Raw genomic sequence first — 23435 nt, forward strand, 5'->3', positions numbered from 1 at the left:
GAAACCCCCAGCGCCGCGCGATCATTGCGATCGTGCGGTGTCTGCTGTCCCGACCTGTCGGCCCGGCCCTCCGGATGAGTGACTGCTCGACCCCGCCGCACAGGCCCGGCACACCCGCCGCACCAACACGTTGTGCGCGCGGGCGATCCGCCCCGGGCTGAGACATCGACACGGGCGGGGGCCGCCTGCAATTGCACGGCGGCGTTCTCCCCACGACTCGATTTCATCGAGGACCTGCGCTCTGTTGATAGCCCGGTGTGGTCGTGCGCGGTGGTCCCGGTCGCAGCCGGTCAGGCCGAAGGCTGCTTACTACTGCCTATTACTGCGTGGCCGGTCCGACTAGTGGCCGACCGCGTGCCCGATCGGGGCAGGGCGGCCACTCGCAACTCGAGTCTGCCCGGACCATCGAATGGGACATCACGGCGGTGAAACCGACATTTCGCCGCCACTATGTCCCATTCGCCGTAGCGGTCTCGCGGCACGCCTGACCGACGCGCGCCCGGGGCGTCCTCGGGCCCGCCGGCATTGCACGGCCGTGTTCTCCCCACGACCCGGTTTCATCGAGGACCTGCGATCCGTTGAGATCGCGGTGTTGGTCGTGCGCGGTGAGCCCCGATCGCCGCTCGGGCCGAAGGCCGCTTATGACTGCGCGGCTGCCGGATGGCCAGGGCCCGGGTTGGCCTGACGTATGAATGCGCAGCAGTTCCCCCCGGCGCCGGAACTGTCCTAGCCGAAGCGCGCTGCGCACGGATTCGCATCACGCGCGCGATATTGCTGGTTGTTTCGTGCGCGGCGAGTCAGTCTGTGCGCGGCGACGACGAGATCGTCCCGATCGCTCTGGCCGAAGGCCGCTTTCTACTGTGCGGCCGGTCCGACTAGTGGCCGACCGCGCGCCCGATCGGGCAGGGCCCGCCTGCGATTGCATGGCCGTGTTCTCTCCACGACTCGATTTCATGGAGGACCTGCGATTCGTTGATAGCCCGGTGTGGTCGTGCGAGGTGATGACGAGATCGTCCCGATCGCAGCGGGTCAGGCCGAAGGCCGTTTACTACTGCGCGGTCGCTCGGATGACCAGGGCCCCGGTTGGCCTGACCGACGAATGCGCAGCAGCTTCGACCCGGCGCTCAGCGGAACTGTCCTAGCCGCAGTACGCTGCGCGTCGATTCGCAGCACGCGCGCGGTATTGCTGGCTGTTGTGCGCGGCCATCGGGTCTTTACGCAGCGGCTTGCTGTGGCTGTGACTGCTGCTGGCGAAGGTGGTGCATCGATCCGTGTTGCGCGCGATATCCGGGTCGATCACGGTGGTGGTTGCGGGTGGGACGATGACGAGAACGGGGCGGTTGTCGGGGTGGGGCGATGGTCGCCGAAAGCGCGGTTGACGGGCTACGCTGACGCATCGCATGGCCTGCACGGCGAGTTCGAGCAGTGTTCAACGACGACCTGCTGGACTTTCTCGCGAATCGACGGCTGCGAAGCCTGACCCGACAGGACAACAATGAACATCTCTCGCACTCTGCGGGCGGCGGTTGCGGCGGTGGCGATCACGGCCGCGACGACGTTGGCGGCCATTCCCGCCAATGCCGCGCCGCTGCCGACCATCGTGCTTGTGCACGGCGCGTTCGCCGACGCCACCAGCTGGAACGGCGTCGCCGCCGCGCTGCGCGGGGACGGCTATCGCGTTGTGACACCGGACAATCCGCTGCGCGGTCCGGCCTACGACGCGGCCGCCATCCAACGCACCCTCGACACCATCTCCGGACCCGTTGTGCTGGTCGGCCATTCGTATGGCGGCGCGGTGATCAGCAACGTGCACGACCCGAAGGTCGAATCCCTGGTCTACATCGCGGCTTTCGCCCCCGTGCAGGGTGAGCCCGCGCAACTGCTGCTCGACCCGATTCGCTTCCCAGGCAGCCAACTCCTGCCGCCCGTCCTGCAACTCGGCATCGTCGACGACCCCACCGGCATCGCGGGCAAGAACCTCGACGGTTTCGTCGCGCCCGATAGTTTCAATGCCGTGTTCGCCCAGGACGTCAGCCCCGCCACCGCCGCCGACATGATCGCCCACCAGCACTCCATCGCGATCGCGGCCAACCTCGAACCCTCCGGCGCTCCCTCTTGGTCCAGCACCCCGAGCTGGTACCTCGTTTCGGCCGCCGACCGAGTGATTCCCCCTGCCTCCCAACGCTTTATGGCCAACCGCATGGGCGCGCACACCAGTGAGGTGAACTCCTCGCACGCATCACTGGTCTCCCACCCCGCCGAGGTCACCGCGGTAGTCGAGGCGGCCGTCCCGCGCTGACCCACGTGGCGCACACCTCTTGATTTCCTGCACCTGGGAATCGCATCCAATTCCAGGTGCGGGAAATCAAGAAGTGTGCGGCCGCTCGATCACGTCGGCGTACGCCGCTGCGCTCGGCGGTCAGGGTTGGCGCATAAGCTGGTGTGATCACGAAGGGGGATGGTGTGACATTCGGTGATGGAAATGCTTGGGGGCAAGGTGGATTCGAGACTACCTGCGCGCATTCGGAGAACTCTGGATCGGTCGATCTGTTGTATGCGGTTCGGCATGGGCAGAGCACCGCGAATGTAGCTTTCGCCACGGATACGGCTATCGATTCCGACGATATGGCTATCGGGCTGACCGATTTAGGGGAGCGGCAGGCGATTGCCGTCGGGCGGTGGTTCGCTTCGCTCGACTCGGATCAGGTACCTGACCTGGTGTTGTGTTCGCCATATCTGCGAGCCGCGCAGACGTGGCAACTTATCGAACAGGAATTGCGTGCGGCGGAGCGCGAGCTACCGTGCCACCACATCGATCAGCGGCTCTATGACCGGCATCGGGGCAAACTCAGCCATATGCCGCCGTCTACCGTGCGCGAACGCTTTCCCGAGGAACTCGTGCAGGAAGCCGCCGACCCGCTCGGCTACCGGCCACCTGACGGAGAGTCGTTCCGGGACGTCGCCGACCGACTGCGCGGTGTCGTTGCCGATCTCGAAACCGATCAGCGGCACCATCGCGTGCTGATCGTTGCGCACGACGCGATAGTCCTGTTCCTGCGCCAACTCCTCGAAAACCTCACCGACACAGCGGTTCTGGCACTCGCCGAAGCCGGTCTGGCAGGCAACGGATCGATCACCAGCTGGCAACGCACCGCCAACGGCTATCACCTGCTGGCCTACGACCAGCGCACCCACCTGCCGCAGCACTGAATCCGTATCAGCGGCCCTCGGCATCGTCATACACATCAGACGATCCACCGAATCCGCAAGGGGCACCCCATGGCACAACTGGCCGAATTCATCGAGAAGACAGCCACCGAGTTCGGCTCATCGAGAAAGTCACCGGCCTGACCTATGAAAAGGCCGTCGCCACACTGGGTCTCGAACCACTCGGCCTGTCCGACAGCCACTTTCTGCCCGACGACATCATGGCCCGCCCCTTCGCCGAAGGGCACAACCCGGGCGAGGACGGCACACTCGCGGTCGCCCGGCCATGGAAGGACACCCGCGCCAACAACCCCGGCGGCGGCCTCGCTTCCTCGGTCGCCGACCAACTCCGTTGGGCCCGTTTCCATCTCGGCGACGGCCGCACCGACATACTGCCCGCCGCGGTCATCAACCAGATGCGACAACCGACAATCGCGTTGCGTGGCAGCACTCTCGGCGACGCCATCGGCATCGGCTGGTTCCTCCGCGACGACCACGGCCACATCACCGGCGCCGACCTCGCGGGCCGACTCTTCCACCGAACCGGCGGGATCACCGCTCGATGATGTTGTCCCGCATGGCCTGTGGCAACCCGACCACAAGTTGCGAGACGTTGCGCCGGACCTGCCCCACCCGCAGCTCCGGCGGCAACGACTGCCACACCTGCCGGATCTGTTCGCGCGCATGGTCCAGTTCTCCCTGCCGGGTCCATAACGTGGCCATGTCGAGATCGAGCAGCGCACGCCCGACCTGATCCTTCTCGGCCATCGGCAATTCGAGCATGCGACCGCGGATGGCCTCGGCCGCCCGCCAGTCGCCGATCGAACTCAGCGCATGCGATTGATGCCAGCGCAGAATGTATTCCGAGGTGCCGAGGTTGTCGTCGGTGGTGGCCGTGTCGGGTAGCGCGGCGAACATCCGTTCCGCCGCGGTGACCGCGTCGACGGCATCCCGGCGCCGCCCGATCCTGGCCTGGATTCCCGCCTCGGCGAGCAGCCCGAACACACCCGCCGCCGTCGGACCACGGCCGCTGGCCGCCTGCGCCGAACGGGCCGCCGTCAAACCCTGATCGAGGGCGTGCCGATAGCACTCGTGGGTGTGCGCCATGTGCCCGGCGAGCCAGGCCTCCAGCGACGGGTCTCCGGCCTGCCTGGCGGCGCGGCGCGCTTTGGCGAACCACATGAAGGTGTCGTGCAGATCGGCGACATCGTTGAGCCGAAACGCGATGAGGCCAGCCAGAATCGCCTCGATGCGGTGTAGTCGCCGATGCAGATCCGCCGAATGGTCGGCGAGCTTCACCTGCTGGACCTGCGCCAGGTCCCGCATCCGCGCCGGAATGTATTCCGAAGGGGGCAGGACATATACGAGATAGCCGCTGAGTTCGAGCCCTTCTTCCAACGCGCGCACGGTATCTCGCGCGGTGGAGCCCACCTGCGACGCGGGCGTGACGACCAGGCGGCTCGGCACGGCGACCGGTGGGACGCCGTCGTCGGTGTAGTCGTGGCCGAAACCTAGCCGGTCCGGCCGGGTTCGATACAACCGGCACAGCGCGTCGAGGAACTGATACGACGGCATGTCCAGTCCGGTCTCCCACCGGGACACGCTCTGATGCGACAACCCGCGGCACGACGACCCGTCCGTACTGACGATCTCCTGCAACCGATGCGCCACATCGACCAAAGTGAATCCGTGTGCGATGCGATGAGCACGTAGCAACGAGACGCCGCAGTGCGATCGGACCGCGTGGACCTGTTCCCACGTCGACCCGCCCGCGGCCTCGTATTCACGTACGACTCGTCTTCCACACGCAATGCTGTGCTGTGCGTTCATCGACCCACCTCGTCGACGCTCAGCTCTGCAATGCGCGAACGCGCACTGTATGGTCGGTTGGCTTGTACACGACCCCGCCCTGATGGTTCACGGCTACGTCGTGCTCGATGGCGTATCTTCGGTTCGCTCGCTGAAGCTCCCTCACGACACATCTCCCCAGATCCCTGCTGCTCCGGTAGTCGGACACGCGTAAGGATGTACGTCGTCCGCGCTTCCGACGGTATCCCTGACCTGGTCCCACGTCCATAAACGAGCGGTTCTGCGCGCCAGGCGTGCAAGGGCGGGGCAATCCCTGGCCGGGTTGGCCGGTCAGCGGCACCCTAGGGGCATGAAAAGAATCGTCATCGTCGGGAGGGTCCTGGAAAACCCGGAGTACACCACCGACGAGGATGACCATGTGTCATTCGCCCAAAAGTTGGTGTACGTAATGACGCCTATCGCGACTGCGGTGACCGCTCTGGCCACCTTCGTGACCTGCGCCTCCGCCATGAACACGATGGCCGTGACGGTATTGGCCGTCGCGTGGGTACTGGCCGGTTGGCTGGCCCGAGGGCGGCGCTGCCGCTGCCGTACCGATCGGCGACGTCTCCAGATTCGTCCTGTCATAGGGGGTCCCGCCTAGTCGAATGCCGCAGTAACTGAGGCACGTACGGGCGCGTGACGCCGCAGCGGGGTTCGTTTAGCCCCATACCGTTGTAGCTGCGTCAAGTCATGTAAAAAATACCCGGGAGTACGGAACCGGGTGTCGGTCATATCGGTAATGTGAGCGACATCAACGGGTCCGCGATCGTACTAAGCAGACATTCAACTGACCTGCGCGGTATCGGAGCGCTGGTTCTGTTAACCGCGTCTTTCGCGATGCTCACGGTGTTGTCACGCTATCTCGGTGGCGGTTTCACCCCCGCCCAGCAGGTCTATCTGCGCTCCGGTCTGGCGTTCTTCATCGCGATTGTCGTATTCAGTCGATGGATCCGCTGGCGAACAGTGCTGCGGATCCGGGCGCGGGAATGGTGCGTGATCGTGGGACGTACCGTCCTGCTGTACGTAGTCGGCACCACATTGTTCTCGAAGGCCGCGGGAATGACGGCGGTGAGCGATATTTCGTTCATCGCCGCCCTACCGCTGGTCTCCGCGCTCGGGATGCTGTTTCGCAGCGTGCGCGTCTCCGCAGTCCGGATCATCTTCGTCGGTGGCTCCGGCGTCGGTGTCGCGATCCTGTCGGGATTCAGTGGCAGCGCGACGAGTTCGTTGAACTATGGCAACCTGCTCGCGCTAGTCGCCGTGGTGGCAATGTCGCTGAGTTATCTCGGCCGGGATTGGCACGACGGCACTTTGAACAATCACGAGCTCACCGCGCTTACCCTCGGTGTCGGCGCGGTGGGAGTGGTGTTGACTTCCGTTGTGCAAGGCGATGGTCTGCCGCATGTCGCGTCGCACGTGTCAGCGGTAATGCTTTGGGGCGCAGTCGGTCTCGCCGGAGTGCTCAGCGTGCTGAACGTCTTCCTCATCAACTATTCGTTCGAACGAGTCGACCCGGTGCTCAGCGGTAATATGCTTACCGTCGAATGCGTTTGGGGGCTGCTGTTCGGGCTACTCTTCTTCGGACAGGTGCCGACCTGGAGTGGAATCGCAGGCGGCACAGTTATTGTGCTGTGCGCGCTTGCGCTCAACCTGCTCGATGGGCGCGGCGCACCGGCCGATGGTGTGCCCGAAGACCCGGTGCCAGCTCCTATCCTGCCGCAACCGGAGTTCGCGCTATCCACCGTCGAACAATCGTCTCCCGTTCTCCGCATGTATTTGTCGGATGACCGAGAGGAACCGCGCTCACAACGCGAAGAGGAACTGGCAGCGAGCCATTCGTGGATCGGAGCATGGGTGAATGACCCGGCGAAAGGTCAGCAGTCCGCGGCCAGCTGAGATAGGTCAGCTCGCTTGCGTGACAGGGTGTTTCAGGCCGGACCGGTGACGGCCTGGTAGGTCTCTAGGTTGCTGAGCAGCAGGTCACAGACGGCTTCGAGGTGTTGGACGTCGGTGTTGTCGAGGCCGCTGAGTACTAAGGCCCGGACCGTCTCGTGATAGCCGGGAGTGGCCTCGGCGAGCTGGGCGCGGCCCGCGTCGGTGAGCACGATCAAGGTGGCGCGGGAGTCGTGCGGGCTCGGCTGGCGGCGCACCCACCCGCGCCTTTCCAGTCGGGTCATGCCTTGCGAGACGCGGGGGCGGGAGGCACGTGCCGCGTCAGCCAGGGCGCTGACCTGGAGTTTATGGCCGGGGGCCTGGGCGAGCAGGTGGAGTGCGGCGTACTCGAAGTGGCTCATGCCCGCGTTCTGCTGTAGCTGGGTTTCCACTGCCGCAGGCACCTGGAACATCAGGATGGCGAGCTTCTTCCATATCTGCCGCTCGTCGGTGGTCAACATCGGCCGCTCATCGGCGGTCAACGCGCGCGGTTCGTCCATGGTGCCGAGTCTAGCGACCGATTGCCAGGGTAATTCGTTAATCAAAGATACGTCCTTCCGCAATGTGGCGTCGGTGACATTTACTTGGCCGAATTCATGGTTAATGCTTTAACTGTTGACGGCCGCTGGGCTTCGCCGTGTTCCGCACGCAGACCGATCGGAGCAACGAAATGAGCAGCAAGGACATCGTTGTGCAGGCGACGCGAGATCTGTTCGTGCACAAGCTTCCTGACGCGGTCGACCGCTGGACCAGCACCGACTACCGCCAGCACAATCCGTGGGTCGCGGACGGCCCCGACGGCCTGCGTCAGTTCCTCGCCACGCAGCCCGACGGGTTCGGCTACCAGCTCGCGCGGGTGATCGCCGACGGGGACATGGTCGCGCTGCACGGCGTCTACCGGGACACGCGCTTCGGTTCGCTGGTCGCCTTCGACGTCTTTCGGCTCGAGGAGGGCAAGCTCGCCGAGCACTGGGACGCGCTGCAACCCGTCGTCGACTGGACCGTCGGCGGCCGCACCCAGGTCGACGGGCGGATTCGGGTCACCGCGCCGGAACGGACCGAGGCGACCCGCAAGATCGTCATCGGGTTCGTCGAGACCGTGCTGATGGGCAGGCAGGTCGAGCGGCTGCCCGAATTCGTCAGCTCCGAGCGGTATGCGGAGCACAACCCGTTTCGAGACGACGGGATCGACGGGCTGCGCGCCGCCATCGAGGACGGGGGGATGGTGCAGGACCCGCACTTCGCGCTGGCCGAGGGGGAGTTCGCGCTGACCATGGGCGAATACGTCAAGGACGGCGAGCGCATCCTCGCCTACGACCTGTTCCGTGTCGAAGGCGACAAGATCGTCGAGCACTGGGACGTCGTCGGCAAGGTCCCGCCCACCTCCGCCCACGGCAACGGGCTGTTCTGAGCGCAGGTCGCATCGATCGAAGGGAGCAATCGGTGAGTGGTAACAAGGACATCGCCCTGCAGGCGATCCAGGAGATGTTCGTGGACGCCGAGCCCGGCGCGGACCGCTGGACCGGCGACAACAGCGCGGGTGAGCTGCGCTTTGTACTGAATCGACAACCCGACATCCTCGACTATCGACTCGCGCGGGTGATCGCCGACGAGGAGATGGTCGCGCTGCACGGCGTCTACCGGTGCGTCGGCACCACCGGCTTCGTGGTGGCCTTCGACGTGTTCCGGATCGCGGCTGGCAAGCTCGCCGAGCACTGGACCGTGCGGCAACCCGTCGTCTACGTCACCCGCAGCGGTCGAACCCAATTCGACGGACCGACCGAGGTCATCGTCCCCGAACAGACCGAGGTGAGCCGCGCGATCGTCGTCCGCTTCCTGCAGAACGTCGTCTTCGGCGGGAAGCTGGAACGCATCGCCGAATTCATCGATGAGCGCTTCGCCCAGCACAATCCCGATATCGCCGACGGTATCGAGGCCCTGCACGCCGCCCTCGGCGCGGCCGGGATACCCCTGCGCGACCCACTACTGCGCTACACCGTGGCCGAGGGTGAGTTCGTCCTGACCATGTCCGAAGCCCTACGCGGGGATACACCCATCGTCTTCTACGACCTGTATCGCGTGGCGGGTGACAAGATCGTCGAACACTGGGACGTCATACATCGAATCCCTGTCACCTACGCGGGGTCGCATTCATGATCAACGGGCTACCAGGGGTCGGGGTCGGCGTCTGCTAGGCGTTGTTGGGCTCGGTCCAGCCAGGTGGTGAAGTGGGTGGTCAGGTCGGCGGGGGTGGTGGGGCGGACGGTGATGTGGGGGCCGCGGATTTCGGTGTAGCGGCCGTCGTTGGTGATGTCGTGCCATTGGAGGACGTTCCATGGTTCGGCGAGGGTGTGCAGTGGGGCGGCGACGAGAACGGCGGAGCCGCCTCCGTCGGTGGGGCGGCCGAGGAGGCGTTGGTATTGCTCGCGGGGGGTTTGGCGGGCGACGTCTTCGAAGTAGCCGTTGCGGCGCGGGGCGATATCGTCGGGGTGGAAGGTCGCGGGGGCCGCAGTGCCCGGGGTGCAGGAGGGGATGGCCTGGACTATGCGGGCGGGCAGGCTTTCCGGGCGGAACATGCGGACGCGGATCGGTCCGTGGTCGGTGGCGGTGCCGCCCTGCATGAGGGTGACGGCGCGATACGGGTTGCGCGCACCGAGGATTCGGTATTCGCGCAGGTCGTCGTCGCCGGTGCTGTTCTTGTGTTTGCTTGTGCCGCCGAGGATTTCGATCCGCATATCGGAGGTGCCGAGGGTGTGCAGCGCCAGCTGGATCTCCTCCAGCTCGTCGGCGCTGTAGCGATCGTGGACGGCTCGGCGGTGTGCGGCGAACTCGTCGCGCAGAGCGAAGCGGCTGGTGTAGCGCAGGGGGCCGGGAAACCGGTCATGGGCATCGGAGTACCAGAGGGCCGCGAAATCGTCTGGTTCCCAAGTCCATTCAGTCATGCCGATCCGATCTTCTCCCTGTCGTACATTCGATACATGCCCCGTGCGAGCGGCCCCTTCCAGCCCCCGCAATACCCTCTCCGCCGCCGCTCCCGCCACAGCACTCCCACACGCATCCTGTCATCCGCGTCGTTCCAGCCCGTCGAGCACCGCCGGTTCGGGCGGCGAGTGTGACATGGTGGCGGTGAAATGCGGGTATCGCCGCCGCGATGTCCTGCTCGATGGTCCGGCGAACTCGAGTCGCGAGCGGCCGCCTAACGACGCCCCGGGGCGCATCGATCCTGCCCGCCGCGTGGTCGCTACAGCGAGTGGGACATGGTGGCGGCAAAATGCGGGTTTCACCGCCACCACGTCCCGTTCGATGGGCCGCATCGGCCTCGAGTTGCGAGTGGCCGCCCGGTGACGCCCAGGGCGCGTCGGTCCAGCCCGCCGCGTGGCTGCTGCGGCGACTGGGACGTGGTGGCGGAGGAATGGGGGTTTTGCCGCCACCACGTCCCGTTCGATGGGCCGGAGCGGGCTCGGGTTGTGAGTGGTTGCCCGGTGACGTCCCGGGCGCGTCGGTCCAGTCCGCCGCGTGGTTGCTGCGGCGAGTGGGACGTGGTGGCGGAGGAGTGCGGGTTTTGCCGCCACTGTGTCCCGTTCGGGGTGCTCCGGCGATGTTGGGGTTGGCGAGTGGGATATGGGGGTGGTGGGAGGCGGGGGTTGGTTTCGGGGGGTTGCTTGGGGTGGGTGCATGGGGGGTTAGGTGGGGAGGTCGCCGCCGATTACGCCGCCGGGGATGGTTTTTGGGAGTTCGCCGAGGAGCTCGTCGGTGTTTTCCTGGGTGATCAGGTAGTCGGGGATTTTGTGTTCGGCGTCGTCCTCGGATTTGCCGCCTCGGGCGCCCGAGCCCATGCCGCCCATGCCTGGGGTTCCGGTTGCGCCACGGGCGGCTGCGGCTGCTGCGGCGGCGGGGTTGGAGGTGGTGCCGGGGGTGGTGGGGGTGCCGGGGATGCTGCGGCCCGGTTGGGGGGTTCTCGAATTCGGTGAGCCAGGGCTGCCTGGGCTGCCGGGGGAGTGGGGGAGGCCGGTGCCGGTCGGGGTGGTGCTCGATGGCACGGTCTTCGTCGGGTCCGTTGAGGTGGGGGAGTTCGGGTTTGTCGTCGGGGTGGTGCTCGCCGGGTTGGTTTGGGTGCTGCTCGGAGTTGTCGAGCTCGGCGTGGTTTGGTCGGACTTCGACTGGTCGTCCTTGGTGGTCGAGTCGTCGGGTTTGCCGTCGCCGTCCTTGTCGCCCGGGACGGTGGGGTTCTTCGAATTCTGGTTGGTATCAGTCGATTTGGGCCCGTTTGGCTGACCGCCGTTGTTGCTACCGTCGTTCGTGTAGCCACCGGGCGGAGGTGTGATGTCGACAGCCTTGGTTGGGCTCGTCGGCGTTGGCAGGACCGGGATCTTGCCGTCTATCTGGCCGAACGGCTGCACATAATGCTCGTACATCGCGACCCGAGCCTTCTCCGCCTCTTCGTTCTGCACATTCTGTATATTCCAGCGGCTCGGGTGGAATACCCGGGAGCGGATCGATGTCTCGACCGTATCGGGAATCGCCTTCTTGGTGTTGACGATTGCTGTCGCGGCATCGCGGACTCTGCTGTGTAGTTCGGCCAAAGCGGGCGTCAGCGTGTGCGCATCGGTCGCGTAGGCCTGGATCGAATCCTTGGAATCCTTGGCGGCTGGGCCGGACCACGCTTGGGAGATCGAGGTCTGGATCGAGCGGGCGAACGTCGATACGCCTTGCTCCCAGAGTTGGTGCATCTGCCAGTATTTTTCGGCCTGGTCGATCGCGTTGGTGGTATCGAGCGGCTCGAAGGCGTCCTTGATTTCCGCGTGACCCCAGCTGGCGGCATGCTCGCCGCCGCCGGGAATTCGCGGGGGTTCGTATCCGGTCATCGGGCGGTCCTGTCGGGGAGGATGTACGGGCCAGCTGGGAGCTGAGCAGGTGGTCGTTCGGGGAGCGTATCGTTCAATCGAGTGAATTCAGCAGCAAAGTTGCTGTCCGCCTGCATCATTCGCTCTCGCGCCGTCTTATGGACTTCCTGGAGATCTTCGACGATCTTGTAGTGCTGGTCCAGGATTGCGTAGACATCGTTGCCGTCGCCCGCTTGTTTGGCCTTTTGTTTGAAACGGTCGACCACGGTCTTCCCTGACACCATTTTCGTAGTCTTCTCGCCAAGGCCCCAGCTCTCTTGTCGCGAGACTTGCTCGGCGATGCCCTGGACCCGCCGGATCAAGCGCTTGAAGTATTCGCAGTCGCGGTCTATGTAGACGAAGTCTTCAGGCTTCATCTCTACCGTCGCCTGCCCCTCCCGCACCGCACTGAGCAAGTTCGCCATTGGCCGAGGCGGTGTCGTGTCGTCACCCATGTTCCATCCCTCCCGATGAATGCAGTCCTTCAGAGTGTGGTTACGCAGTCGCGGGCATCGTCGGTGCAACCTTCTCGGCCAATTCGCGCGCTAAGTCGCACGTGTTGAGGTGACCCGTGATCTTGCTCGACGCGGGATTGGTGAGGTTGAACTCGAGGCTGCCGCCCTTCATCTCCACGTTCACCGTGCATGCTGCCTCTGGGTGATCATCGATTTGTCGTGTGGAGACCGCGCGCCGACTGCCTATGGTGAATTCCTGACTGTCCGGAAACTTCTTCTCCCGGACCATGTCGAGGGTGATGTTCGTTGTTTGGATGCTCGCCGCATATCCGTCTGTCTGAGCCCACAGGCATCCGCGCCACTTGATGCCACCATTGGCATTGGAGTCGTTCGGCGTCTTGTCCAGAAGTTTCTCGGAGTCGAGTACGGCCTGGGGGATGTCATTGCAAGCGTTGAATCCGGCGGGGACGTCTGCGGCGAGACCTGATTTTGATGTAGACGGGGCGTTCGTGCTTCCGGTGGGTTTGCCGTTCCCATCGTTGTCAGGCCCGCACCCCCCTAGCAGGAACACGGCACCAAGAGCGAGGGTGGTCAGCTGCCACGAGATCGACCTGCTCGACATCGGATCCTTCGCTCACCGGTGCTTTATCGATTGCCCAGGGGCTGGACCGGCTTCTCCGCCCCCTCGTCAGCTCATGCTGACGCTACCGATGGCTCTACCTGCGTGCAAGCGAGTCGCAACGGGTCGAGCGGATTCCTTCGCACCCGGTAGGGAGTGGCTTAGGAGGTATGAGCCCGGAACCTCACGTGAGCAAGGTTCCGAGCGTACGGCTCAGGTTCCTGATTCAGGCGTGCGAGCGGTCGAGCTTTCCACCGGCGACGCCTGCCGTGAAGGCGTCCCATTCGCCAGGACTGAAGGCGAGCGCTGGTCCGGTTGGGTTCTTCGAATCGCGAACACCGACCGTGTTCTCATCGAGGAATGCGACCTCTACGCAGTCTTGATCCGGGCTGCTGTGACTACTCTTGAACCAGGCAGCGTTGGGCAGATCTCTGTTCACGTCGCGTACTCCTTCGCGATCTTGCGGATGAGAGCGCGACTGCGAGTCTCATCCAATGCCGAGCGTTGCAGGTCGGCATACGCCAGTTGATACTGCTGCACCTCTTCGGTCTTCTCAAGGTACAGCGCCCCCGTGAAGCCCTGCATGTAGATGACAGGAGGTTCGGTGAGATGTGCTGTTGGATGCCTAGGGAATTCGAGCATGACGAACGGCCCGAACCGGAGCCCGCCGTACGCCTCGGCGCTGAGTGGGACCACTCGCACTGAGACGTTCGGGAGCTTGTCCACTCTCACAAGGTGATTCAGCTGATCCGCCATGACAGCCGGACCGCCGATAGCACGGTGGAGCATCGCTTCGTCCACGATGGCGTCGACAATCAGTGGGTTGCTTTCCGTGGTTACCCGAGCCTTCCGTCGAGTGAACAGTTCGATTCGTCGTTCAACTTCAGCTGTTGGCATCGTGGGTGACATCACCCAGGTCATCGCGCGCCGATATTCATCGGTCTGCAGCAGGCCGGGAATCAGCATTGTCTGATACGAAACAATCCTCTTAGCAGCCTCTTCCAACCCGACAAACAAATCGAAATGCTTCGGAATGGCATCCCCATACGCATGCCACCACCCGGTGCGATGCGACTCCTCCGCCAATCCGAGCAGCATCCGCGTCACGTCGTCGCGCGCACCGTACAGCGCGCACAGCCGCTCGATGAACAACGGATTCAACCGGACGGGTTGCCCGGTTTCCATCCGCCATAGCGTCTGCTTGCCAACGCCTATCGCCTGGCGGGCGATTTCCGCGCTGACGCACGATTTCTCCCTGAGTTCGCGCAGCTGACGGGCCAGCATGCGTCGCGGGATGGTCGATCCGGTGGGGGTCACGGCAATTCCCTTTCGTAGCCTCACTATTGGCCAGGTATGCAACTGGAACCGCATGGACGGGAATCCTTGGAACCTTGCGACTTTTCCCCTGGTTCCGCTACTGGGAACGTTCCCGCCGATCATTTCCGGTGCTCTACTGAATCCGCGCCCCGGTCCGTGTCATCGAAGTCTTGAAACCCTATCTGCGAGAGCGGGTTCAGGTCCACTCGGATCGGGCGCACCAAGCGTCCGATCGAGGTGAGTCGAGGTTAGATATGAACGACCCAGCGTTCACGGATACCCCTATTTCCCGCTGTGCCTATTACCGCCGCACCTGCGGCCTACCCGCCGGAATCCACCCGGAGGCGGGCCGCATCGTTGTCAAAGCCGGACTAGTCGGTGCGATCACCATGCCCGCCCGGCTCGGTCAGCGGGTCCGTGACGACATGCTGTTCCGCGGCTGCCCACTCGGGCCCATCGTGGCCCACATCCGTTCCCGCCGTTGGACTTTCCTGTGCAGACCCGATGTCCCCGAAAGTGTCCAGCTCTGCACCGAACTGTTCCACCTCGACGTCGCCATCGTCCCGTTCGGCGGCGAGATCGCCCTCCCGTCTCCCGCCGACTCCCAAACCCCCTCCCGCACTTGGATCGTCCCGCCACGTGACACCTTTCGCCCCTCCGGCGCGGTAATCATCGACTACCTCCGTGCCTGCACCAGGAGGCCGATCCGATGAGCACCCGCCGAGAAGTCAACCGCCGCAAGCCCATCGCCTACCAGTCCGCGCCGCTTGCCGCGCCAACCTCATTGAGCGGAGCTGGTGAGAACTGTGCCGCCGCCGAGAAGTCAACTGCGACAGCCCTGGCGGCACCCGATAGCGATATCTGGCCACCTCGCCGAAACCTGCACGTCCGCGAGCCGCACCCGGTGACCGTCCCGCAGCCCCGCGGACGCACCGCGCGCATAGTTTCGCGGCCCGCGCATAAGTCAGCCAGCGATCTCGTACGTGGCCGCATGGAAAGCGCGCGCCGCCACACGATGTGGGCCGGGTGACTGACTTGTTGCCGACGAGAAGCCAAGTGCTGCAAGCCTGTCGTGGTGACGTGGACACCGACCATCCGTTGTTGCGTGCCGCTCGCGAGCTGACCACCCTGCACGAGCGCAGGTTGGTCGCTCGCGAAACCGCCCGGGAGATAGACGAATACCGCGTTCGTGAGGTCCGCGCCATCGACCGCTGGGTCGCCGCGGACCTCCCCGTCGCGCACGGCGGCGCCTACCTGCACACCGAAACCGTCGGCGCGATCCTCGACCGCCTCGCTTACCTCACCGTCTGTGCCTACGCGGCACTGTCCGACGAGTCGGACTGGGAGCTCTGGTTCGCCTGGGAACGCCTCGCCGAATTGGCCGTCGGGTACGAGGATCTCGTCGACGAACTGTCCACCGGCCGCCGCCGACTCCCCACCGGGTGCTGATCATGAGTTTTGTTCCCGCGACATGGATTCGGGCCTGGATTGGGTCACGATTCACCGGGTATTCGAGAACCTATAGGGGAGGACCCGTTATTGGGTTAACCTGCCGTGGATCGTTCGATAAGCCGAGGGAGTTGCCGTTGATCGTGGGCGGCAGTCGGCGCTGGGCGGCCGTGGTAGCGATAGCCACGGCCGTTATCGCGCTGTCCGGATGCGGCACCATATCCAAAGACGCGACCGTGCGGGCCACCGTCGAATCCACGGCACCGAGAGCGGCGAAAGCGCAGGTAGGGACGCCGGCTTCGGAAGATATGGCGGCCATCGCGCCCGGCACGGCCGACCTCATGACCCGGATCCGCGCGACCGACCCGTGCGCGCTGTTGAATCGCGAATTCGCCGAGCGGCTCGGCGTATTCCAGCGCTTCGACCGCAGCCCCGGCATGGACCGCGGTGACGGCTGGACCGGATGCAGCTTGATCGTTAGCGCGCCCGACGACGCGTACTACTCGTTCAACCTGCAACTCGACCAGCTCTACACCTCGGACAAGCGAGCGGCCGACAAGGCCGAACAGATCAGCGGCCACACCGTGTACCGCAGCGCGAGCAGCGACGACCGGCCAGGCGCATCCAGCTGTGACTACCGAATTCCGGCCGGGGACACCGGTTTCGCGCATTTCCTCAGCGTCGCCAAGTTGTCGAACGCGGCGAAGACGCCGGTCCCGTGGTCGCAGCCGTGCCAGTTCACCAGCGATTACCTCGCCGCGACCATCGACGGCCTTGTGGCATTGCCGCCGCACGTCATCGACGATCAGGGCGGGCGGTCGCTGCTGCAGCGCAATCCCTGTGCGGCAACGGCCCAGATCACCGCGCAGTTCCCCGGCTGGCAGATGACCTCGGTCGGCTGGACCAAGGCATACCAGTGCGCGATATCCCTCATCCAGCCCGGCGACGCCCAGCGCGCCACCGTCGCGATCTCCTTCGACCAAACCAGTGAGCAGATGGTCAAGACGGGCGAGGTCCTGCGCCTACCGTCCGGCCTGGACGGCGGACAGTCCATCCAATACGCGCGCCACACGAGCGTGGAAGGGCTCACCGGTATCGAGCTGCGGACGGTCCAGTCCACCGATCCCACCCGGCAGAACTCCAGCTGCGCGATCACCCTGAACTATCGCCGCGCCGACCCACCCACCGCGAATAACGCCAACCTGCTGACGGTTTCGGTGAACCTCGTCCCCGCCTCGCCGCCCTTCCCGTTCGACGCCTGCGTGCAAGCCGCCCAAGTCACCCCGACGGTCCTGCACGCCATTCCGTGACCGGCGTCGCTGCGAAGAGGAATCCCGTCGAATTCGGTTCGGGCCGATCCGTGGCGTTGGCTGGCTCGAATACAGGAGTAGTTCTGACCGATCGGTCGGGGCCAGAGTCGCGGGCCCGCTGCGTCGAGATGAGGCAGTGGGGCTCGCACGGCCTGTGAAGGGGTTTCGTCTTGAGCGTTCGTCCCATCAATCTGTTCGTGTTAGCCGCCGCGTTCGTCCTGCCCGGTACCACCGTTGCCGTCGCGGCCCCTGCCACTTCCGCGACGTTTATCTGCAAGGAAATGAGCTTCAAAGGGCCCCAGAGCCTTGGCCTTTACTGCAACGCCACCAACAGTGCGCAGCCAACCGGTCAGCTCAAAACAGCGTTCACCATCGCACTCGACGGTGAAGGCCCAATCTTCGCCTGTACCAACGGCACAGCCACCAAGAAAGCAAGCACGCTCGAAGTGTCCGGTCGCTGCTACGGCCTGCCGCTCGGCACCAAAGCCGATGGCACACCGAGCGACACGGCCTCGGGTGCCCATACGCCCGCCGCTCCGCAAGGCACCTGCGAGGAGGACGATTCCGACTGCTGAAGTGGCATCCTGCGACCAGGCGCGGCGTGATGCGGTCAAGGTCGTCCCGCAGCGATTCCGTCACTCGATCCGACGCAGCGAACCGCCGATCGGTTCCATCGGATTCCAGCGCAACGCCCGCGCACTCATGTCCCGTTCGCCCGACCGTCCGGCGGGCAAAGGGGCGATTCGTGCATGGGCAATTAGACTGGTTAAGCAGACGGACCAGGATTCGCATGGTGTTGTGCGATGAGAGGGTGGCCCATAAGCGGCATACCCGAGGACGAAGCGAGGAGGTGGGGCCGATGTCGAGCACCGATGACAGGCGCTTCGAGGTCCTGCGCGCGATCGTCGCGGACTACGTCGCGACCAAGGAGCCGATCGGGTCGAAGAGCCTGGTGGAACGGCACAATCTGGGTGTTTCCAGCGCGACCGTTCGTAACGATATGGCGGTGCTGGAGGCTGAGGGCTACATCACACAGCCGCACACCAGTTCCGGGCGCATCCCCACCGACAAGGGTTATCGGCAGTTCGTCGATCGGATCGCAGAGGTGAAGCCGCTGTCGGGGGCCGAGCGCCGGGCGATCATGGAATTCCTGGAGTCCGGTGTCGATCTCGACGACGTGCTTCGCCGCGGCGTGCGGCTGCTTGCCCAGCTGACCAGGCAGGTCGCGGTCGTGCAGTACCCGTCGGTGTCCGCGTCGACGGTGCGGCACATCGAGGTGGTCGCGCTGAATCCGGCGCGGCTGCTGCTCGTAGTGATCACCGACACTGGCCGGGTCGATCAGCGACTGGTGGAACTCGGCGCGCTGATCGACGACGAGGATCTGGCCGCGCTGCGCGGCATGCTCGGCGGCGCGATGGACGGCAAGCGGCTTGCGCACGCCTCGGCGGCGGTGGCGGAGCTACCCGAGCGGGCGCCGCTTCGCCTGCGCGACGTGTTGATCCGGGTATCGACGGTGTTGGTCGAGACGCTGGTAGAGCATCCCGAGGAACGGCTCGTGCTCGGTGGCACCGCCAATCTGACCCGCAACGCGGCCGATTTCGGCTTCCCCGGTTCGCTGCGTGACGTGCTGGAGGCGCTGGAGGAGCAGGTGATCGTGCTCAAGCTGCTGGCCGCCGCGCAACAGCCTGGCACCGTGACCGTGCGCATCGGCGAGGAGACCCAGGTCGAGCAGATGCGCGGCACCTCGGTGGTGTCGACCGGCTACGGCACCTCCGGCGCGATCCTCGGCGGCATGGGCGTGCTCGGCCCCACCCGAATGGACTACCCGGGAACCATCGCCTCGGTCGCGGCCGTGGCCAGGTACATCGGCGAGGTCCTCGCCGAACGCTGACGGCTCCGATGCCGCTGATACCCTCGTACTTCCGGCCGGATAAAGTTGAGTGCATCCGACTAATGCTGTCCATCAGCATGCGGTTGGAACGGTGAAGCACCGTCGGCACTGTCGAGAACGACCAAGGACTAGAGAACTCAAGTGGCACGGGACTACTACGGACTGCTCGGCGTCGCGAAGAACGCGACCGACCAGGAGATCAAGCGCGCCTATCGCAAGTTGGCGCGGGAACTCCATCCCGACATCAACCCGGATGAGACGGCGCAGGCCAAGTTCAAGGAAGTGTCCGCCGCCTACGAGGTGCTGTCGGATCCGGAGAAGCGGCGCATCGTCGACCTCGGCGGTGACCCGCTGGAGTCCGGTGGCGGTGGCGGCGGCGGATTCTCGGGCGCCGGATTCGGCGGACTCGGCGACGTGTTCGAGGCCTTCTTCGGCGGCATGAACGCCTCGGGTGGCGCACGCAAGCCACGCGGACGGGTACAGCCCGGCGCGGACTCGCTGCTGCGGACCCGGCTCAGCCTGGCCGAATGCGCGGTCGGCGTGACCAAGCACCTGACGGTGGACACCGCGATCCTCTGCGATGTGTGTACGGGCGCCGGCACCAACGGAAAATCCAAGCCAGTGCGCTGCGAAACCTGCGGTGGCGCAGGCGAAGTGCAATCGGTGCAGCGGTCGTTCCTCGGCCAGGTGCTGACTTCGCGCCCCTGCCCGACCTGCCGCGGCGCCGGTGAGACCATTCCCGATCCGTGCCACAAGTGTGGTGGCGACGGCCGGGTGCGCGCGCGTCGCGAGATCGCCGCGCCGATCCCCGCCGGTGTCGCGAACGGCATGCGGGTGCGGCTCGCCGCGCAAGGCGAGGTCGGTCCGGGTGGCGGGCACGCCGGTGATCTGTATGTGGAGATCGTCGAGCAGCCGCACGACGTGTTCGTCCGCGACGGCGACGACCTGCACTGCACCATCCGGGTGCCGATGGTCGACGCCACGCTCGGCACCACCGTGGTGATCGACACCATCCTGGACGGGCCCACCGAACTGACCATCGCGCCGGGCACCCAGCCCGGCGAGGTCTCGGTGCTGCGCGGTCACGGCATGCCTCGGCTGCGCTCCGGCGCGCGCGGCGACCTGCTCGCACACCTGGACATCGTGATCCCCGCCAAGCTGGACGGCAAGCAGACCGAGCTGCTGCGCAAGTACAAGGGCATGCGCCCCAGCGAACGCGCCGAGGTCATGTCCACCCAGTCCGAGCACAACAGCGGCCTGTTCGCCAGGCTGCGGGCCTCGTTCAGCGGGCGCTAATTGGCCGCGACGGTCTTCTACCTCGACGAGGTGCCCGAACCGGGCGCCATCGCCGTGCTCGACGGCCAGGAGGGCAGGCACGCCGCGACGGTGCGCCGCATCCGGGTCGGCGAGCCGATCACGTTGTCGGACGGGCGCGGTGTGCTCGCCGAATCGGAAGTCGTTGCGGCGCAACGGGACCGGTTGGAGCTGAAGGTGCTGAATCGCACTGTGGCGCAACCTGTTCCGCCACGGGTGACGGTTGTGCAAGCGCTACCGAAATCGGATCGCTCGGAGCTGGCCGTCGAGCTGATGACCGAGGCTGGTGCCGACGCCATCGTTCCGTGGCAGGCCGCTCGCTGCATCGCGAACTGGGAAGGTAAGGCGGGCAAGGGCGTTGACAAGTGGCGTGCTGCCGCACGCTCGGCCGCTCGCCAATCGCGGCGTCCGTACATTCCCGAGGTGGCGGACCTGCATCGGACTCGCGATCTGCTCGAGTTGATCCGAAAGGCCAAGGCGGACGGTGCGATCGTCGCCGCCCTGCACGAATCCGGTACCGGGCGGTTCACCGAGCTGCCGTTTGCCGATGCGCCCGAAGTTGTGCTGATTGTGGGTCCTGAAGGCGGGCTGGACGGCTCCGAACTGGCGGCGCTGTCCGAGGTGGGTGCGGACGTTGTCCTGTTGGGGCCCACCGTGCTTCGTACGTCAACGGCCGCTGCCGTTGCGTTGGGTGCGCTGGGCGCGTTGACTCCGCGCTGGTAGTAACGGCCGCACGCCTTCTGATCCCCCACGCCCCGAATCGCCGCACTGACACGCGTGCGTATGTCAGAAAGCGTGCGGCTGCGGCCGTGACTGGTGCAAGCGAGTCCGCGATCGCTTAGATGCTGGGTGACGTTGCCGTGTGGAGGGTCTCGCGCTTGGTGTGGAACGCCAAGGTGGACACCAGGATCAAGGCCACCACAAGCAGAGCCGCAACGCAGACGACGAGTCCCGCCCAGCCGTGCTTGGTATAGGCGATACCCGCCGCGCCGCCGATGACGCCGCTGCCCACGTAGAACGAGAACAGGTACAGCGACGAGGCGGCGCCGCGATTGCCTGACGCCATGACACCGACCCAGGCGCTCGCCACCGTATGCGCGCCGAAAAAGCCTGCGGTGCACAGGGACATGCCAAGGATGAGGGTCACCAGGTTATCGGGGATGGTCAGCGCCAACCCGACGCCCATGAGCACCACCGTGCCCGCGAGCACGCGATGACGGCCGACGCGATCGGCGAGCCGCCCGGCGACCGTCGCGACCGCGGTGCCCGCCAGATAGAGCAGAAACACCAAACCCGCTACCGCATCGGGCAATTCGAACGGCGGCTGAGTGAGCCGGTAGCCGAGGAAGTTGTAGAGCGAGACGAAGGTGCCGACCAGAACCAACGCGAGCGCGAACAGCGCGAGCAGCCCGCGGTTGCGCAGCTGAACGGCGAGATCGCCGAGCACGGTGCGGATTCCGGCGGGCCTGGCGACGAAACCACGCGACGGCGGCAGACTACGGACGAACCACACGGTGCACACGGCCGCCGCGACCGAGATGGTCGCCTCGGCCCAGCGCCAGGAGCCGAGTCCGAGGGTGAACGCCGGAATCACCCGTCCGGCCAGGCCACCCATGCTGGTGCCCGCGATGTACACACCCATCGCCGCCCCGAGCCCCGCGGTGCCGACCTCCTCCGCGAGATAGGCCATCGCCACCGCAGGCACCCCGGCCAGGGTGAGACCTTGTAGCGCCCGCCCGGTCAGCAGCACCTCCAGCGACGGACTGAACGGCAGCAGCAGTCCGATCACCGCCGAACTGACCGCGGAAATCGTCATCACCCGCGTGCGCCCGATCCGCGAGGACAGCGCGCTCACCGGAATGATCGCCAGCGCGAGAAACGCGGTGGTCAGCGAAACCGCGAGCGCCGCATGGGCCGGGGTCGCGCCGAACGCCGCCGACAGGCTCGGCAGCAACGCCTGCGCGCTGTACATGGTCGCGAAGGTGGCCAGGCCCGCCGCGAACAGCGCGGTGGTGATCCGGCGCTCGTGCGACGTGCGGCCCCCGGCGACGGGCCGGGTCTTCGTCGAGGTCATGGCTTTCAGGATCGCCCCGCACCCCTTCCGAACGGAAATGCATAATAATGGTGAAGTTCATGCACTGAGCACATATAGGCAGGGCAGCCGGGGCCGCCCTTAGCGCGCCTGTGACCCGCATCACCGAGGAGGTGGACACCGTTGCTGAGCGAAGACCTCGAATGGTTCACCACGCTCGCCCAACTGGAACGGGTCGGCGCGGCCGCCGAACGCCTGCACATCGCCCAGCCGACGCTGTCCCGCATGCTCGGCAGGCTGGAGCGCAGGCTCGGCGTCGAGCTGTTCGACCGCAGTGGCAAACGCATCATCCTCAACGAGTTCGGCCGCATCTATTACGAACACGCCCGCCGCGCGCGAGCCGAACTCGATACCGCCGCCACGTCCATCGACGATCTGAACAGTCCCGCCAACGGTGTTGTGCGCCTGTCCTTTCTGCATTCCTTCGGTGGCTGGCTCGTTCCGCAACTGGTCGGCGAATTCCGCCGAGGTTCGGCCAGAATCACTTTCGCGCTTCGCCAGGGGCCCGCCGAAATGGTGGCCACCGATGTGCTCGACGGGACATCGGATCTGGGTATCGTCTCGCCGCGCCCGACCATGGCAGGCATCGGCTGGCGTGGCCTGCTTCGGCAACGGCTCGCGCTGGCCGTGCCCGCCGATCACCGGCTCGCCGGCCGCAGGCAGGTGCGCCTCGACGAGGTCGCCGACGAGGACTTCATCGCCATGCATCCGGGCTTCGGCATGCGCCGCATCGTCGATGAACTGTGTGCCGCCGCCGACCTGCGCCCGCGCATCGCCTTCGAGGCCAGCGACCTGATCACCGTCGCGGGACTGGTCGCCGCAGGTCTAGGCGTCGGAGTGTTGCCGGAGGAGGACATCGGCCCGGCGAGCTCGCCGCGCGTTGCCGGTGTGAAGGCGGACGTGCGGCTGACCGGGCCGGTGCTGATCCCGCTCGCCGACGCGGGCGCCACCCGGGAGGTCGGGCTGGTGTGGTCCGCGCAGACCTCCGCTCCAGGGGCGGCGCGCCGGTTTCGTGATTTCACCGAGGATTGGGCGCAGCGGCGCCGGGGAATCCCCTGATCATCCGGTCCTCCCGTTAGCGGCTTATTCACTGGGCGGTGTCGGTGGGGCGCGTT

At 65.6% G+C, this 23435-nt stretch carries 26 protein-coding genes; 17 read left to right on the plus strand and 9 right to left on the minus strand.

Annotation, left to right across the window (positions count from 1 at the left end; all coding sequences use genetic code 11):
* The first annotated feature begins 991 nt into the window (after nt 1-991).
* The 4 genes from OG203_RS36920 to OG203_RS36935 all read left to right on the plus strand — a co-directional run bounded on the left by OG203_RS36920 (nt 992) and on the right by OG203_RS36935 (nt 3773).
* Nucleotides 992-1480 (plus strand): hypothetical protein, encoded by a 489-nt coding sequence (locus OG203_RS36920; RefSeq protein ID WP_405161827.1) that lies wholly within the window; start codon nt 992-994, stop codon nt 1478-1480.
* Nucleotides 1481-1495: 15 nt separating this feature from the next.
* Complete coding sequence (locus OG203_RS36925; RefSeq protein ID WP_405161828.1) at nt 1496-2299, plus strand: alpha/beta fold hydrolase; 804 nt, start codon at nt 1496-1498, stop codon at nt 2297-2299.
* Nucleotides 2300-2463: 164 nt separating this feature from the next.
* Nucleotides 2464-3210, plus strand: coding sequence for a histidine phosphatase family protein (locus OG203_RS36930; protein ID WP_405161829.1), 747 nt, complete (start codon nt 2464-2466; stop codon nt 3208-3210).
* Between the two features lie 119 nt (nt 3211-3329).
* Complete coding sequence (locus tag OG203_RS36935) at nt 3330-3773, plus strand: serine hydrolase (RefSeq protein WP_405168124.1); 444 nt, start codon at nt 3330-3332, stop codon at nt 3771-3773.
* On the opposite strand, the gene OG203_RS36940 is transcribed toward OG203_RS36935, so the two are convergent.
* Nucleotides 3760-5037: a helix-turn-helix domain-containing protein gene (locus tag OG203_RS36940; RefSeq protein WP_405161830.1), complete on the minus strand. Its 1278-nt coding sequence runs from the start codon at nt 5035-5037 to the stop codon at nt 3760-3762. The genes OG203_RS36935 and OG203_RS36940 overlap by 14 nt on opposite strands.
* A 328-nt stretch (nt 5038-5365) precedes the next feature.
* Here OG203_RS36940 and OG203_RS36945 point away from each other — a divergent pair, with 328 nt between their 5' ends.
* On the plus strand, nt 5366-5659 hold the full coding sequence (locus OG203_RS36945) for a hypothetical protein (RefSeq protein WP_405161831.1): 294 nt from the start codon (nt 5366-5368) through the stop codon (nt 5657-5659).
* A gap of 236 nt (nt 5660-5895) precedes the next feature.
* A complete protein-coding gene (locus OG203_RS36950) occupies nt 5896-6954 on the plus strand; it encodes a DMT family transporter (RefSeq protein WP_405161832.1) in 1059 nt (352 codons plus the stop codon).
* Nucleotides 6955-6986: 32 nt separating this feature from the next.
* On the opposite strand, the gene OG203_RS36955 is transcribed toward OG203_RS36950, so the two are convergent.
* Complete coding sequence (locus OG203_RS36955; protein WP_405161833.1) at nt 6987-7490, minus strand: MarR family winged helix-turn-helix transcriptional regulator; 504 nt, start codon at nt 7488-7490, stop codon at nt 6987-6989.
* A 170-nt stretch (nt 7491-7660) separates the two neighbouring features.
* Between OG203_RS36955 and OG203_RS36960 the strand changes: the two genes are divergently transcribed.
* Nucleotides 7661-8401 (plus strand): nuclear transport factor 2 family protein, encoded by a 741-nt coding sequence (locus tag OG203_RS36960; RefSeq protein WP_405161834.1) that lies wholly within the window; start codon nt 7661-7663, stop codon nt 8399-8401.
* Nucleotides 8402-8433: 32 nt separating this feature from the next.
* On the plus strand, nt 8434-9147 hold the full coding sequence (locus OG203_RS36965) for a hypothetical protein (RefSeq protein ID WP_405161835.1): 714 nt from the start codon (nt 8434-8436) through the stop codon (nt 9145-9147).
* 8 nt (nt 9148-9155) lie between these two features.
* On the opposite strand, the gene OG203_RS36970 is transcribed toward OG203_RS36965, so the two are convergent.
* From OG203_RS36970 to OG203_RS36995, 6 genes are all read right to left on the minus strand, one after another.
* Entirely contained in the window at nt 9156-9932 is a 777-nt protein-coding gene (locus tag OG203_RS36970) for an ESX secretion-associated protein EspG (protein ID WP_405161836.1), read from the minus strand.
* 741 nt (nt 9933-10673) lie between these two features.
* Nucleotides 10674-11855: a hypothetical protein gene (locus tag OG203_RS36975; protein ID WP_405161837.1), complete on the minus strand. Its 1182-nt coding sequence runs from the start codon at nt 11853-11855 to the stop codon at nt 10674-10676.
* Complete coding sequence (locus tag OG203_RS36980) at nt 11852-12328, minus strand: hypothetical protein (protein WP_405161838.1); 477 nt, start codon at nt 12326-12328, stop codon at nt 11852-11854. Before OG203_RS36980 ends, OG203_RS36975 begins: the two co-directional genes overlap by 4 nt.
* A 40-nt stretch (nt 12329-12368) precedes the next feature.
* Nucleotides 12369-12950, minus strand: coding sequence for a DUF3558 domain-containing protein (locus OG203_RS36985; RefSeq protein ID WP_405161839.1), 582 nt, complete (start codon nt 12948-12950; stop codon nt 12369-12371).
* Between the two features lie 223 nt (nt 12951-13173).
* Nucleotides 13174-13386 carry a DUF397 domain-containing protein gene (locus OG203_RS36990; protein WP_405161840.1) on the minus strand — a complete coding sequence of 71 codons (213 nt, stop codon included), beginning with the start codon at nt 13384-13386 and terminating at the stop codon, nt 13174-13176.
* Entirely contained in the window at nt 13383-14264 is an 882-nt protein-coding gene (locus tag OG203_RS36995) for a helix-turn-helix domain-containing protein (RefSeq protein ID WP_405161841.1), read from the minus strand. The genes OG203_RS36990 and OG203_RS36995 overlap by 4 nt, the downstream gene beginning before the upstream one ends.
* A 254-nt stretch (nt 14265-14518) precedes the next feature.
* Here OG203_RS36995 and OG203_RS37000 point away from each other — a divergent pair, with 254 nt between their 5' ends.
* The 8 genes from OG203_RS37000 (at nt 14519) to OG203_RS37035 (ending at nt 20951) form a co-directional block, all read left to right on the plus strand.
* Nucleotides 14519-14977 carry a DNA-directed RNA polymerase subunit beta gene (locus OG203_RS37000; protein WP_405161842.1) on the plus strand — a complete coding sequence of 153 codons (459 nt, stop codon included), beginning with the start codon at nt 14519-14521 and terminating at the stop codon, nt 14975-14977.
* Nucleotides 14974-15294: a hypothetical protein gene (locus tag OG203_RS37005; protein WP_405161843.1), complete on the plus strand. Its 321-nt coding sequence runs from the start codon at nt 14974-14976 to the stop codon at nt 15292-15294. The genes OG203_RS37000 and OG203_RS37005 overlap by 4 nt, the downstream gene beginning before the upstream one ends.
* Nucleotides 15291-15713, plus strand: coding sequence for a DUF4254 domain-containing protein (locus OG203_RS37010; RefSeq protein ID WP_405161844.1), 423 nt, complete (start codon nt 15291-15293; stop codon nt 15711-15713). Before OG203_RS37005 ends, OG203_RS37010 begins: the two co-directional genes overlap by 4 nt.
* 131 nt (nt 15714-15844) lie before the next feature.
* Nucleotides 15845-17023, plus strand: coding sequence for a DUF3558 family protein (locus tag OG203_RS37015; protein ID WP_405161845.1), 1179 nt, complete (start codon nt 15845-15847; stop codon nt 17021-17023).
* A gap of 170 nt (nt 17024-17193) precedes the next feature.
* Entirely contained in the window at nt 17194-17598 is a 405-nt protein-coding gene (locus OG203_RS37020; RefSeq protein ID WP_405161846.1) for a hypothetical protein, read from the plus strand.
* A 284-nt stretch (nt 17599-17882) separates the two neighbouring features.
* Nucleotides 17883-18914 (plus strand): heat-inducible transcriptional repressor HrcA, encoded by a 1032-nt coding sequence (gene hrcA, locus OG203_RS37025; protein ID WP_405161847.1) that lies wholly within the window; start codon nt 17883-17885, stop codon nt 18912-18914.
* A gap of 141 nt (nt 18915-19055) precedes the next feature.
* Nucleotides 19056-20210 (plus strand): molecular chaperone DnaJ, encoded by a 1155-nt coding sequence (gene dnaJ / locus OG203_RS37030; protein ID WP_396967509.1) that lies wholly within the window; start codon nt 19056-19058, stop codon nt 20208-20210.
* Nucleotides 20211-20951 carry a 16S rRNA (uracil(1498)-N(3))-methyltransferase gene (locus OG203_RS37035; protein WP_405161848.1) on the plus strand — a complete coding sequence of 247 codons (741 nt, stop codon included), beginning with the start codon at nt 20211-20213 and terminating at the stop codon, nt 20949-20951. It abuts the gene before it with no gap.
* 115 nt (nt 20952-21066) lie between these two features.
* On the opposite strand, the gene OG203_RS37040 is transcribed toward OG203_RS37035, so the two are convergent.
* Entirely contained in the window at nt 21067-22302 is a 1236-nt protein-coding gene (locus tag OG203_RS37040) for an MFS transporter (protein ID WP_405161849.1), read from the minus strand.
* 141 nt (nt 22303-22443) lie between these two features.
* Between OG203_RS37040 and OG203_RS37045 the strand changes: the two genes are divergently transcribed.
* The gene (locus OG203_RS37045; RefSeq protein ID WP_405161850.1) at nt 22444-23379 is read left to right on the plus strand and encodes a LysR family transcriptional regulator; all 936 of its coding nucleotides are present in this window, start codon (nt 22444-22446) and stop codon (nt 23377-23379) included.
* The last annotated feature ends 56 nt before the right edge of the window (nt 23380-23435 follow it).

The organism is Nocardia sp. NBC_01499 (genome assembly GCF_045040275.1).
Classification (GTDB): Bacteria; Actinomycetota; Actinomycetes; order Mycobacteriales; family Mycobacteriaceae; genus Nocardia.

What these genes read in the sequence shown, in the direction of transcription:
- OG203_RS36980 (WP_405161838.1), bottom strand. Translation starts at nt 12,328, where the DNA reads ATGGGTGACGACACGACACCGCCTCGGCCAATGGCGAACTTGCTCAGT.
- OG203_RS36950 (WP_405161832.1), top strand. Translation starts at nt 5,896, where the DNA reads ATGCTCACGGTGTTGTCACGCTATCTCGGTGGCGGTTTCACCCCCGCC.
- OG203_RS36945 (WP_405161831.1), top strand. Translation starts at nt 5,366, where the DNA reads ATGAAAAGAATCGTCATCGTCGGGAGGGTCCTGGAAAACCCGGAGTAC.
- OG203_RS36960 (WP_405161834.1), top strand. Translation starts at nt 7,661, where the DNA reads ATGAGCAGCAAGGACATCGTTGTGCAGGCGACGCGAGATCTGTTCGTG.
- OG203_RS36970 (WP_405161836.1), bottom strand. Translation starts at nt 9,932, where the DNA reads ATGACTGAATGGACTTGGGAACCAGACGATTTCGCGGCCCTCTGGTAC.
- OG203_RS36985 (WP_405161839.1), bottom strand. Translation starts at nt 12,950, where the DNA reads ATGTCGAGCAGGTCGATCTCGTGGCAGCTGACCACCCTCGCTCTTGGT.
- OG203_RS36925 (WP_405161828.1), top strand. Translation starts at nt 1,496, where the DNA reads ATGAACATCTCTCGCACTCTGCGGGCGGCGGTTGCGGCGGTGGCGATC.
- OG203_RS37000 (WP_405161842.1), top strand. Translation starts at nt 14,519, where the DNA reads ATGAACGACCCAGCGTTCACGGATACCCCTATTTCCCGCTGTGCCTAT.
- OG203_RS37040 (WP_405161849.1), bottom strand. Translation starts at nt 22,302, where the DNA reads ATGACCTCGACGAAGACCCGGCCCGTCGCCGGGGGCCGCACGTCGCAC.
- OG203_RS37005 (WP_405161843.1), top strand. Translation starts at nt 14,974, where the DNA reads ATGAGCACCCGCCGAGAAGTCAACCGCCGCAAGCCCATCGCCTACCAG.
- hrcA (WP_405161847.1), top strand. Translation starts at nt 17,883, where the DNA reads ATGTCGAGCACCGATGACAGGCGCTTCGAGGTCCTGCGCGCGATCGTC.
- OG203_RS36940 (WP_405161830.1), bottom strand. Translation starts at nt 5,037, where the DNA reads ATGAACGCACAGCACAGCATTGCGTGTGGAAGACGAGTCGTACGTGAA.
- OG203_RS36975 (WP_405161837.1), bottom strand. Translation starts at nt 11,855, where the DNA reads ATGACCGGATACGAACCCCCGCGAATTCCCGGCGGCGGCGAGCATGCC.
- OG203_RS36955 (WP_405161833.1), bottom strand. Translation starts at nt 7,490, where the DNA reads ATGGACGAACCGCGCGCGTTGACCGCCGATGAGCGGCCGATGTTGACC.